We start from the raw sequence: 12,088 nt of genomic DNA on the forward strand, positions 1-12,088 counted from the left end.
TTACCTGCAAAAGAGAGTAATAGATCAGAATGACCGATCGCCGTCAAGTTTTTTAAATCGAAAATTAGGTGCGGAATGACGGCTTCATTGTCGGTGTCATTCGTCGCGAGGATAAACATGCCTACTTTGAGCTTAGCCAGTTTTACTTTTTCTAGGTCGGTGAAGGGGGCGGCTTCGATAAAGTATTGGTATCCTGTCGGTGCTTCATCTGTCTTTGGGCGGCCCGAATGAGAGTAAGTCGGCTGTTTGATGAGAGTGCCTTGTTCAAACCCAAGTAAGTCACATTGTTTCTTGAAATCGTTAAACGCTAATTCTGCGTCAACTTCACAAGCGAATGGTTTTTTACTTAGCTTTTCCAACGCTTTGATTTCTTTTGCTATGTTTTTCTCTAAGTTCTTGAAGAAAGTGATTTCTTCCCGCTTGGTGGCCTGTTCACTGTGAACGAGCAACCAACGTTGATTGACCTTTCCGTAATCCGAGTCTATCCAACATCCTGAGTAGCCATGACCGATAGTGCTTAATTGCTCTGGCTCTAGCGCAAGTAGTGCTTGTTTTGCGAGCTTGATGGTCATGGGGACACGGGTAATGAATTTTTGATTTTGCTCATCTAGCGAGGAGATGCTTTCTTCGGTGTACAAAGCGGCATCAGCGATAAAGTAACGACTATTTTGCGCGGCTTTTAGGCAATGTATGTGTCTTTTAGTGACTTCAGCGAATGCCTTGGCATCATTGGTGTTACCACTCAGTGCTTGCATGTAAACAGGAATACCTGCTTGGTTTTCACAGATGAGTTCAAGCACGACTTGGTTAAGCTCTGGCCTATGATCCCGACTATAACCTCTTACAAGCTTAATCACGTTGGTGTTTTCATCTTGTGCATACTCACCATCAACGTGGAAGCTAGTGATATCAAGATGAACAGAATCGGTCGTCAAGCCCAGTTTATCAACAACACGCTCAGCAATAACCTGATAGAGCGCTGAGACATCGGCTTCGTATAGAGCATCTAATGTGCGGCCTAGTACATCATCAGTCAGGTGGTGTGCTTCAATGTCTTTGGCGAGTAGCTTAGATACAGGCTTGGTCTTAAAAAAGTCCGAGAACATGTGCAGTGTTCTGCTATGAAAGCCAAGTCCATTTAGGAGCATGGCCAATACCGCGTCACCATGAGAAACATTGTGGTCAGAATATTTTGGGATAACGGCATCTATCATCCGTGGCAGGCCAATTTCGTGACAAAAGGCGGCAATGAGACCAAGGTGATCTAAGCGTTTAATAACAGGATGGGTAGACATATTTTGAGACCGTCAAATAGCAGTAATAGATCAAAACTGTCGATCGCGGTCAAGATGGTGTCGTAGTTTTTATGAAAAGCTGATCGCCAGATCACACTATTTAAATTCTGGAATTAGCTGCGGAATGACGGATTTACAGCGAGTCACTGGTGTAACAGTGCGAGAGCCTGCGGCAGGCAATTAGCAACACCGCATTATCAGCGACTTATAAAGCTAATTAGCAGCTCAATCTCGGCAGAATGAATAACTAACCAATAAAAAAGCGAACCGCTAAGGGTTCGCTTTCATCAAACGTTAGAACTGAATAACGTACTATTCAGCCTCTATTTCAGCAATTACTCGTAGTCTTCCATCGGCACACAAGCACAGAACAAATTACGGTCGCCGTACACGTCATCAATACGATTCACGGTTGGCCAGAACTTGTTAGTACGCACTGCGGCACTTGGGAACACGGCCACTTCACGGCTGTATGGGCGTGAATCGAACGCTGGGTCCATAATATCGGCCATAGTGTGTGGTGCGTTGTGCAGCGGGTTGTTGTCCGCTGGCCACTCGCCCGCTTCAACTTTCGCGATTTCGGCGCGGATTGACACCATAGCGTCGATAAAGCGGTCCAGTTCAACCTTAGACTCAGATTCGGTTGGCTCAATCATCAGCGTGCCCGCAACAGGGAAGCTCATGGTTGGTGCGTGGAAACCGTAGTCGTTCAGACGCTTAGCGATATCCATTTCGGTCACGCCAGAGGCTTCTTTAATTGGACGCAGGTCGATAATACATTCGTGCGCGACGCGATCGTTACGGCCGCGGAACAGTACTGGGTAGTGTTCAGACAGCTTCTTCATCACGTAGTTAGCGTTTAACAGTGCGGTTTGAGTCGACTTTTTCAGGCCGTTTGAACCGAGCAGCTTAATGTACATCCAGCTGATTGGCAGAATGCCAGCACTGCCGTATGGCGCTGCTGATACCGCACCGTTGTTATCGCTTTCGCGGCCTGGTTTCACTACTACGTGACCCGCAACGAACGGCGCTAAGTGCGCTTTCACACCGATTGGGCCCATACCTGGACCACCGCCGCCGTGTGGAATGGCGAAGGTTTTGTGCAGGTTAAGGTGCGATACGTCGGCACCGATAAAGCCTGGTGAGGTTAAGCCAACTTGGGCGTTCATGTTGGCGCCGTCCAAGTACACTTGACCACCGTGCTGATGCACTATGTTGCAGATTTCGCGGATAGATTCTTCGTACACACCGTGGGTCGATGGGTAAGTGATCATGATACATGACAGGTTTTCTGCCACTTCAGCCGCTTTGGCCTTCAGATCTTCTAAATCTACGTTACCTTGCTTGTCACAGGCAGTCACAACCACTTGCATACCGGCTAATTGCGCCGATGCGGGGTTAGTACCGTGGGCAGATTGTGGGATTAAGCAGATGTTTCTGTGGGCCTGCCCACGAGACTCGTGGTATTTACGAATCGCCAGCAGACCCGCGTATTCACCCTGTGCGCCAGAGTTAGGTTGGATACACACGGCATCGTAACCTGTGACATTCACTAACCATGAAGACAGTTCTTCAATCAGTTGAGTGTAACCCTTGGCTTGATCCAGTGGGCAGAATGGGTGCATGTTAGCAAATTCTGGCCAGCTGACTGGGATCATTTCAACCGCAGCGTTTAACTTCATGGTACATGAACCCAATGAAATCATTGAGTAGTTCAGTGCTAAGTCTTTGCTTTCGAGACGCTTGATATAACGCATCATCTCGGTTTCGCTTTGGTAGCGATTGAAGGTTGGGTGGCTCAGGATGGCATCTTCACGCACTAAAGAAGCAGGAATCGATTGGCTACCTTGCGCCACGATTTGCGCATCTAATGCGGCAACGTCTAAGCCATGGCCAGCACCTAAAATCACATCGAACAGGGCGTCGATATCGGTGCGGATAGTGGTTTCATCTAAGCTCACGCCGACGATGCCGTCAGCATCGAAACGCAGGTTCATTTCAGCGGCCAGCGCGCGAGCATTGACTGCTGCAACGTCTAAGCCTTTGATGCTGATGGTATCGAACCAAGTGTTGTTCACTAAGTTCACGCCTTTAGCTTGTAAGCCAGCGGCTAAGATATCGGTGAAGCGGTTGATGCGTGATGCGATGGTTTTCAGGCCTTGTGGGCCGTGGAATACGGCGTAGAAAGACGCCATGTTCGCTAACAGAATTTGCGCGGTACAAATGTTTGAGTTGGCTTTTTCGCGGCGGATATGTTGCTCACGAGTTTGCATCGCCATACGCAGTGCGCGGTTACCACGGGTGTCCTTTGACACACCGATGATACGGCCAGGCATAGAGCGTTTGTGCTCGTCACGGGCCACGAAGAAGGCCGCGTGTGGACCACCAAAGCCCATCGGCACACCGAAACGCTGCGCGCTACCGAAGACCACGTCGGCGCCCATGGCACCCGGTGACTTGAGTAACACTAATGCCATGATGTCGGCAGCCACAGTCACAATCACGTTTTTCGCACGTAATTCGGCGAATAAGTCAGTGAAGTCAGTGATTTGACCGAAACGGTTTGAATACTGGAACAGGGCACCAAACAGTTCGTGGTTTACTGCTTCATGGGCAGGACCTACCACCACTTCAAAACCAAAACACTCAGCGCGAGTCTTCACTACGTCTAAGGTTTGTGGGAATACGTCATCGGCTACGAAGAAGATGTTCGCTTTTTTAGCTTTAGACACACGCTTAGCCAGCGCCATCGCTTCGGCAGCGGCAGTCGCTTCGTCCAGCAGCGAAGCAGAGGCTAAATCTAAACCGGTTAAATCCATAGACACTTGTTGGAAGTTTAGAATGGCTTCTAAACGGCCTTGGGCGATCTCTGGCTGATATGGCGTGTACGCCGTGTACCAACCTGGATTTTCTAAGACGTTACGCAAAATCACATTAGGCACTTGGGTACCGTAGTAGCCCATACCAATGTAGCTTTTGAAGACTTGGTTTTGCTTGGCTAAACCACGAATGTAGGCCAAACCTTCGGCTTCGCCGCAGGAATCACCAATGCTCAACTCTTGGCTTAAACGGATCGACTCAGGCACGATTTGCGCGGTCAGATCGTCCAAAGACTCAGCACCAACGTAGTTCAACATTTCTTGTTGTTGGCTGCTATCTGGGCCGATATGGCGACGTAAGAATAAATCGTGCTGTTCTAACTGAGTGAGGGTTTGCTTGGTCATGATAAACCTTGTTCCAGATTTGCCGTCGCTCAGGACTGTAGGGTACTGATAAACGGGCTATTGTTATGTCAAACTTGCGCTAAAACAAACGAAGCCCCTGAGGGCTTCGTTAGCGTCGACGATTATTCTTCGTCGATTACAGCTTGGTAACCTTCTGCATCGAGCAGAGCGTCAACTTCTGATTCATCAGAAGGCATAACGCGGAAGAACCAGCCTTCGCCGAAAGCGTCGCTGTTTACCAGCTCTGGAGAATCTTCCAGTGCTTCGTTGACGGCAATCACTTCACCAGAGATTGGCGCGTAGATGTCAGAAGCCGCTTTCACTGATTCCGCCACTGCACAGTCGTCGCCCGCCGTGACAGTGTCACCCACTTCTGGCAGCTCAACGAAAACCATGTCACCTAACAGCTCTTGAGCGTGCTCAGTGATACCCACAGTGTAGCTACCGTCTTCTTCCTTGCGGATCCATTCGTGTGAAGAGGCGTATTTCAGTTCTGTCGGAATATTGCTCATTGTTCTTGTTCCTTGTTCCGTTTTTTTAAAATGCTTGTTTACCGTTGCGCACAAAGTTTGGCGCTACTACTCTAACAGCCACGCGCTTTTTACGCATCTCGACTTCCGCCGTATCCCCAATTGAACTAGGAACACGCGCCATCGCAATAGAATAGCCCAATGTAGGTGAGAAAGTACCGCTAGTGATCACGCCTTGCTGCTCAACACCCGCTGCATCGGTGAAAAATACTGGCATATCATGGCGTAACACGCCTTTTTCTTCCATCACTAGACCGACTAATTTGTCGGTTCCCGCATCGCGCAGGGCTTCAAGCGCCTTACGACCGATAAAGTCACGGTCGGTTGGCTCCCATGCAATGGTCCAGCCCATGTTGGCGGCCAGCGGGTTGATGGTTTCGTCCATATCTAAGCCGTAGAGGTTCATACCGGCTTCGAGACGTAATGTATCGCGGGCGCCTAAACCACAGGGCTTAACGCCTTGATCTAACAGAGCTTGCCACAGGGCTTCGGCTTCCGCTTCTGGCACGATGATCTCGTAGCCCGCTTCACCTGTGTAACCTGTGGTCGCAATAAACAGAGAACCCGCTTGCTTACCGAAGAAAGGTTTCATGCCTTCGATGGCGGCATTTTGCTCGCTACTGAATACGGCGGCGGCTTTGGCCTTAGCGTTAGGCCCTTGAACGGCGATCATCGCCAGCTCAGGACGCTCGGTCACTGTGACATCAAAACCTTGGGATTGTTTGGCGATCCAGGCTAAGTCTTTTTCGCGGGTCGCGCTGTTAACAACAACACGGTAGAAAGTGTCGGTGAGGTAGTAAGTGATTAGGTCGTCGATGATGCCGGCATTGTCATCTAACATGCCGCCGTATAAGGCTTTACCAGGAACTTTAAGTTTGGCCACATCGTTGGCGAGCAACTTACGGAGGAATGCACAAGCGTCGGTTCCGGTCACATCAACCACAGTCATGTGGGACACGTCGAACATACCTGCGTCTTGACGCACGGCGTGGTGTTCTTCGATTTGTGAACCATAGTTGAGGGGCATATCCCAACCGTGGAAGTCGACCATCTTAGCGTTTGATTCTAAGTGCTTGTTAAACAGAACAGTTTTATTAGCCATTGTTATCCCTTTTTTGCGGCCTTCTTCAGGTCTCTGCCTAGCGTAGGGTGATACAAATCCGGCTAAATATCTGGCTAATCGGCATTTCACTTCCACGATGCATCAATTTGAAAGGGGTTCTTTCGGTCTCAATGCGTCTGTCACTGCAACGCCTGATTCGCTCTGAATTAATCAGATATTTATCGTGATTGGTATAAGTACTAGGGTCTAAAATGCGGCGAAATTATACCTTGCGTCACAAATTTGTATACAGGAGATTTTTCTAATCCGAAGCCAGTGTCATTAGATTTTCTCATCTTCAACATGTAATTTTTTTACATGCGAAAGCGAGATTTGCGCAGCTTGCAATCAAATCGCTGATAATTGCGGCAATTCTGATCACATTAGCGCAACCGAGGCTAGCGACATAACTTGGGCAGCGACGACTTATTACCCATGGCCTGTTGCATGAACACTGTTTTCAGCCCAGCGATATTATCAACGAGGTTGAGTCCCAGATCGCGAATGGCCTTTTTAACTGGGTTTGAACCCTCGAACAGGCGCTTAAAGCCTTCCATCGCCGCGATCATCTCCATCGCATCGGCCTTGCGCCAACGCTCTAACGCACGCAGCTCGGCATAATCACCGATATCCTTACCCGCATCGTGTAACTCGCCGATGACTTCGATAATGCTGGCGGCATCGAGGAAGCCAAGGTTAACCCCTTGGCCCGCTAATGGATGAATGGTATGGGCCGCGTCCCCCGCGAGCACTAAACGGTGGCGGGCAAAATGGCGGGCGTAGCGCATCCGCAGCGGGAAGGCTTGGCGTTCACTCTCCAGCTTGCAAATGCCAAGGCGACCGTCGAAGGCGGCGGTAAGATTACGCTCAAATTGCACTTTATCCATTGCCAGTAATTCAGTGGCGCGCTCGGGCGGCACTGACCAGACGATGGAGCAGAGGTTTTCTTCATATAACGGCAAGAAGGCCAGCGGGCCGTCCTGCAAAAACACTTGGCGAGCGGTGGCAAGGTGCGGCATCTCGCTACGAATGGTCGCCACGATCGCATGGTGACCATAATCCCAGAAGGTTAACGGGATCTTACATTGTTCACGCACCCAAGAATTGGCGCCATCGGCGGCAATCACAAGTGCGGCGCTCACACTTTCTATTTCAGCACCATTGGCGAGAGTCAACCAAGCTTCACGCTCGCCAAAGGCGATACGCTCTATGCGTTGGTTTTCGATATGGGTGATATTGTCAAATTCACTGGCACGCTTGGCGAGGGCATAGCTGATGGCGTCGTTTTCGATAATCGCACCAAGGCTCGTTTCACTGATGCTACTGGCATCGAAGGCGATTTTGCCAAAGCCGTCTTTATCCCATACCGCCATTTTTTGATAGGGCGTCGCGCGGCTGGCATCGACATAGTGCCAAGCGCCGAGGTGCTCCAGCAAACGTTGGCTCGCCTTGTTGATGGCGCTGACCCTAAGCCTTGGCTCGCCGCTCACGGCTTGGGTACTTTGGGCATCGATCACGACGACATTCAAGTTGGCCTGTGCCAATCCTATCGCGGTGGCGAGTCCCACCATGCCGCCACCCACAATGGCAATGTCATAGGCTTGTGAACTTAACATGGATACATCCTTTTCGCGTTGCGATACCAGTAATTATTTCCAGCCCATCGCTTTTTGAGCGACGGGGGTTTTCAGTGGCGGGAACCAAGACAACAGCCGCAATCCTAGATTACGCCCAAGGGCCAAGGGCCAATATTGGTTAGAGAAGCCACGGACTAAAAATTCAATATTGCGAATAGTGCTGTTTCTATCCGCCTCACGGGCCTGCAAATAGCCATGGGTGACGGCGACACCGCCGATATCCTCACCCTGCGCCAGCGCGCGTTGCAGCACTTCAAGCAAGCTCACCACATCCCGAAGGCCTAAGTTAAATCCCTGCCCCGCAATCGGGTGTAGCGTCTGCGCCGCATTGCCGATAAACACGCATCTATGGTGGATTGGCCTTGGCATGTAGGACAGATTTAGCGGATAAGCATGGCGCTCGCTGACATCGATAAACTGGCCGGCGCGATAACCAAAGGCCTGCTGCAACTCAGCTAAAAACTCGGCTTTTGGGGCATTGAGCATCGTTTGGGCGCGGTGATTATCGAGCGCCCAGACGAGGGACAAACGCGGTTGACCTTGGCTATCTGCCATCGGCAATAACGCCAGTGGGCCAGTCTCGGTAAATCGTTCATAGGCCCAATGTTGATGCGGCTTATCGGTTTGTAGATTGGCGACAATCGCGGTTTGTTCAAACGCCACTTGGGTAATGGGCAGATTAAAACTGCTGCGCACTTTAGACTGCAAGCCATCGGCGGCGACCACCAGCTTGGCGCAAATCCGCTCGCCGGAATCCAGCACCAGCGTGTGGCTGTCGATATCGGGAATTAACGCTGACAGTTTGGCAGGGCAATAGCGCTTAACCTGAGTTTTGTTAAGCTCGCTAAACAGCACTTGGCCGACCCTTTCCAGCTCGACCACTTGCCCCAGCGCATCTAAATGGAACTGACTAGCATTGAGTTCCGTCATGCCAAAATGACCACGATCGGACACATGGATATCTTTGATTGCTGTGCCTAAATGCGCCAATTTTGGCCATAAACCTAAACGGGATAACTCGAAGATAGAACCATGGGCAATGGCGATAGAACGGGCGTCAAAACCGGGGTGATTGTTATCGGGAAGATGCGCCTCGATTAAGGCAATTGATAACGGTTTTTCAGTACCAGACAAACGAGCCAAAGCTAACGCGAGGGTCGCACCCGCCATGGCGCCACCGACAATGGCAATATCGACATTTTGAACTGAATTATCCATGTGCTCTGCTACCGTCATGGGGTTCTCATTCAAGCTATGGCATGGCTAAAAGCGTTTCGCCATCAGGATGTTAGATTTGAAAAACAATAAAAGGCGGAATCGCTCCGCCTTTCTCTTTTAGGGATTAATGGATCACCGCGGCATCGTCACTCTCTTCGTGGCTCGGCTCTGGGCCAAACTCGGAGTAACACAAAATCGCAGCAATGCGCACAAATTCCAGCAATTCAATATAGGCGGTTTCCGACTCTTCATCGTCGGTCACATCGAATTCCACTTGGGCGATATCGGCCAGATCTTTAATCACTTCACGCACTTCGGCGGAGGCTTTATTGAGCTTAGGCTGGATAATCGCAATGCCCGTTAAAAAGCTTTGCGTCCAAAGCGATAGCGCCTCAACTCGGTGACTGAGGGATTCTTCCTCTTCGGGAAGCAATGGCATAAAACCAAAATCAAAGTCACTCAAACGAGCAACCGAGTCTTGGAACAACTCACACACCAATTGATGTAAAGGTGCGGGCAAAGGCTGACCATCGTTCATCAGGTCAAATAACGGTTTAATCCACAAATCACCGGTTTGATCTACACCACCGCAGATTAAACCCACAAGAGCACCGTGAACTTCCACGGGATGCTGACCAATTTCAGCCGCATCGAGGGCTATTTTTAAGCTTTCGATACGTAACGAAGGAGGGGTCGCCATATCAGATTCCAATCAGAATTTTCCAGCAGCAATGCTAGCAGAGTTAAAGACTTGAACCAACTCTGATCCGGCATTCTTAGGGTTGAAGATAAAAATTCCGGCAACTGCTCACACAAGCAGCAAACAAAACGGCGAATGTGCAATCCATCAGCGGCTTACCTTGCACTTTTAATATCAGCCCTATATAGTCCGCCCTATCGATGCCAACGAAAGGATCATCTTCGAATGAGTAACAGTGCAGTTGAAATCACCCTGCTGGGGCGCACCTACTCTATCGCCTGTCCGAAAGGTCAGGAAGATGCCCTACGTATTGTGGCTCAAGGGGTTGAGCAGCAACTCACCACCCTAAAAAATCGCACTAATAGCTTAAGCCGCGAAGAAATTGCCATTATGGCGGCGCTGAATATTGGCCACGAGTTGTACCAAGAAAAGCAAAAGAATAAGCATTATATGAAACAAATGGATGACCGCATCAGCCTGTTGCAGTCAACCTTGGAAAACGCCTTAGTTGAGCGTTCAACCAAATAGTTTTAGACTGTGCACTCGGTGCCAAGCACCATCTATCTGAGAAGAGTTGCACAGTGAATGGCTAACTGGCCTATACTTTTTTAAGCCAAACGATTAGCGATTCAATACCGTTTTTGCTCCCTGGGATGCAGGCCAACTGGTAATGTCCCTGTGCCGATAATTTTGATCTCAGGGTGAATGCTTTACTGACATTGAGCATGCTCGGCTCGTACCGAGAAGCCTTAGGAGGTAATCATTTACCCGCCTTGAACCTACGGTTCAAGGGCTACACCGGTAGCGGCATTCTGGGGAGCATCTTATTTATGTCTATCACTTCACCTGTCTCAAACACTTCGGCCCAAGCAGTCAATGGGCCACACGGCACTCAGCCTGAAATTGACGCCAAGTCGCTAAGCCCAAATCTAAGCCCAACGCTAAGCCGCGCCGAGTTACGCAAACAAATACGTTTAGCGCGCCGCTCGCTTTCGACAGAGGTGCAAACCGAGGCAAGCCTTGCCGCAGGTCAGCGAATGCTCGAAAAGCTCAGCGCGCTGAAGGCCATGCATGTCGCACTTTACCTCACCCACGATGGCGAACTGGCAACTGCTCCGCTTATCGCAGCGCTTTGGCAACAGGGGATTCAAACCTATCTGCCACGGCTGCACCCCTTTAATGCTGGGCAATTATTGTTTTTGCATTACCACGCCGACTCGCCAATGCAGCCGAATCAATTCGGTATTTTAGAGCCACGGCTAGATGTGCGTAACGTTATGCCGATTGAGCGACTCGATGTGGTGATCACCCCGTTGGTTGCCTTTGATATCCAAGGTAATCGTATGGGCATGGGCGGCGGCTATTACGACAGAACGCTAGCTAATTGGCACAGCAAAGGCAGACCACTTCCTATGGGGTATGCCCATGATTGCCAACAAGTACCGAGCCTGCCATGCGAACATTGGGATGTGCCCTTACCCGCTATCATCACCCCAAGTCGAGTATGGGAGTTTTGAAAAGTAGGAGCTAGAAGCTAGAGCGCTTCGCTGCTAGAAAAAGCAGAGCATCGCTCCATAACGACTTCTTCTTGATTGAATCTAGATTCTAGAGCCATGCAATGGCGTTCTAGAGGTCATAGGCCGTTCTAGATTTTCTTTATTTTAAATGCCGCCCACCATCGACATTGTGGCTGCGCCCAGTGACATAGCGGCTCGCCAATAGATAATCCACTAAGGCAATAATCTCCTGATTTCCAGCTTCTTTTGGCAAGATGGCCTTGGCTAAGGTCTTTTGTCGATAGGCTTCATCATCACTTGGATTAAAAAGGATCATCGCCGGCGCAATCGCATTCACTTTGACCTCGGGCGCTAATTTAGCCGCAAAGGATAAGGTTAAATTATCTAGCGCCGCTTTACTGGCCGCATAAGCCATGTGCTTGGCACTGCCCTTTTCGGCCACATAGTCGGTGAAATGGATAATATCGCTGGCGCCAATCTCACCCTCGGCTCCCGCACGTAATTGCGAGGCTAAGGCTAGGTTTATTTGATAGGGTACGCTCACATGCACCTGCATCATGCGCTGCATCACCTCATGGGGGGCAAGGCTTGGGCTGTTGTCTGGCAACCAGTCAGAGGCATTATGGATAATAGCGCGGATTTTGGGGTATTGGCTCAATTGCTCAATCAGGGTTTGGAGCTGCGCATTATCGTAAAAGTCGCATTGCATTAAGGTCGCGCCCAAAGACTGCAACTCATCGATGCTGGGATAATGGCTGCGATAGGTGCCAATCACCTTGTGCCCTTGGGCGAGCAAGTGTTTCGCGAGGGCGTAACCAATACGTTTACCCACGCCAGTGATAATAATGGGAGCTGTCATATCCAT

Annotated in this window: 9 protein-coding genes, 1 other RNA gene and 1 pseudogene; 3 read left to right on the top strand and 8 right to left on the bottom strand. The window is 50.0% G+C overall.

What is annotated here, in order from left to right:
- Positions 1-77: 77 nt before the first annotated feature.
- The 7 genes and pseudogenes from FJD32_RS19175 to FJD32_RS19205 form a co-directional block, all read right to left on the bottom strand.
- Positions 78-1,295 (bottom strand): annotated as a pseudogene (locus tag FJD32_RS19175) (IS1634-like element ISSpu7 family transposase); the annotation flags it as partial.
- A gap of 335 nt (positions 1,296-1,630) precedes the next feature.
- On the bottom strand, positions 1,631-4,519 hold the full coding sequence (gene gcvP, locus FJD32_RS19180; protein ID WP_088586134.1) for an aminomethyl-transferring glycine dehydrogenase: 2,889 nt from the start codon (positions 4,517-4,519) through the stop codon (positions 1,631-1,633).
- 122 nt (positions 4,520-4,641) lie between these two features.
- A complete protein-coding gene (gcvH, locus tag FJD32_RS19185; protein ID WP_140907362.1) occupies positions 4,642-5,031 on the bottom strand; it encodes a glycine cleavage system protein GcvH in 390 nt (129 codons plus the stop codon).
- 25 nt (positions 5,032-5,056) lie between these two features.
- A complete protein-coding gene (gene gcvT, locus FJD32_RS19190) occupies positions 5,057-6,151 on the bottom strand; it encodes a glycine cleavage system aminomethyltransferase GcvT (RefSeq protein WP_037428462.1) in 1,095 nt (364 codons plus the stop codon).
- 398 nt (positions 6,152-6,549) lie between these two features.
- Positions 6,550-7,767, bottom strand: coding sequence for an FAD-dependent oxidoreductase (locus tag FJD32_RS19195; RefSeq protein WP_088586135.1), 1,218 nt, complete (start codon positions 7,765-7,767; stop codon positions 6,550-6,552).
- Between the two features lie 33 nt (positions 7,768-7,800).
- On the bottom strand, positions 7,801-9,024 hold the full coding sequence (gene ubiH, locus FJD32_RS19200; protein WP_088586136.1) for a 2-octaprenyl-6-methoxyphenyl hydroxylase: 1,224 nt from the start codon (positions 9,022-9,024) through the stop codon (positions 7,801-7,803).
- 106 nt (positions 9,025-9,130) lie between these two features.
- Positions 9,131-9,706, bottom strand: a complete 576-nt coding sequence (locus tag FJD32_RS19205; RefSeq protein WP_037414338.1) for a UPF0149 family protein — start codon at positions 9,704-9,706, stop codon at positions 9,131-9,133.
- 225 nt (positions 9,707-9,931) lie between these two features.
- Here FJD32_RS19205 and zapA point away from each other — a divergent pair, with 225 nt between their 5' ends.
- The 3 genes from zapA (at position 9,932) to FJD32_RS19220 (ending at position 11,223) form a co-directional block, all read left to right on the top strand.
- Positions 9,932-10,234, top strand: a complete 303-nt coding sequence (zapA, locus tag FJD32_RS19210; RefSeq protein ID WP_037414335.1) for a cell division protein ZapA — start codon at positions 9,932-9,934, stop codon at positions 10,232-10,234.
- A 114-nt stretch (positions 10,235-10,348) separates the two neighbouring features.
- Positions 10,349-10,529: non-coding RNA, 6S RNA (gene ssrS, locus FJD32_RS19215), on the top strand.
- A 7-nt stretch (positions 10,530-10,536) separates the two neighbouring features.
- Complete coding sequence (locus tag FJD32_RS19220; protein WP_088586137.1) at positions 10,537-11,223, top strand: 5-formyltetrahydrofolate cyclo-ligase; 687 nt, start codon at positions 10,537-10,539, stop codon at positions 11,221-11,223.
- A 139-nt stretch (positions 11,224-11,362) separates the two neighbouring features.
- On the opposite strand, the gene folM is transcribed toward FJD32_RS19220, so the two are convergent.
- On the bottom strand, positions 11,363-12,082 hold the full coding sequence (gene folM / locus FJD32_RS19225; protein WP_088586991.1) for a dihydromonapterin reductase: 720 nt from the start codon (positions 12,080-12,082) through the stop codon (positions 11,363-11,365).
- Positions 12,083-12,088: the final 6 nt, after the last annotated feature.

The sequence above is a fragment of the Shewanella sp. LC6 genome, assembly GCF_006385735.2.
GTDB lineage: Bacteria > Pseudomonadota > Gammaproteobacteria > Enterobacterales > Shewanellaceae > Shewanella > Shewanella xiamenensis.

Coding starts and splice junctions, on each gene's coding strand:
- FJD32_RS19220 (WP_088586137.1), top strand. CDS start 10,537: ATGTCTATCACTTCACCTGTCTCAAACACTTCGGCCCAAGCAGTCAAT.
- folM (WP_088586991.1), bottom strand. CDS start 12,082: ATGACAGCTCCCATTATTATCACTGGCGTGGGTAAACGTATTGGTTAC.
- ubiH (WP_088586136.1), bottom strand. CDS start 9,024: ATGACGGTAGCAGAGCACATGGATAATTCAGTTCAAAATGTCGATATT.
- gcvT (WP_037428462.1), bottom strand. CDS start 6,151: ATGGCTAATAAAACTGTTCTGTTTAACAAGCACTTAGAATCAAACGCT.
- gcvH (WP_140907362.1), bottom strand. CDS start 5,031: ATGAGCAATATTCCGACAGAACTGAAATACGCCTCTTCACACGAATGG.
- zapA (WP_037414335.1), top strand. CDS start 9,932: ATGAGTAACAGTGCAGTTGAAATCACCCTGCTGGGGCGCACCTACTCT.
- gcvP (WP_088586134.1), bottom strand. CDS start 4,519: ATGACCAAGCAAACCCTCACTCAGTTAGAACAGCACGATTTATTCTTA.
- FJD32_RS19205 (WP_037414338.1), bottom strand. CDS start 9,706: ATGGCGACCCCTCCTTCGTTACGTATCGAAAGCTTAAAAATAGCCCTC.
- FJD32_RS19195 (WP_088586135.1), bottom strand. CDS start 7,767: ATGTTAAGTTCACAAGCCTATGACATTGCCATTGTGGGTGGCGGCATG.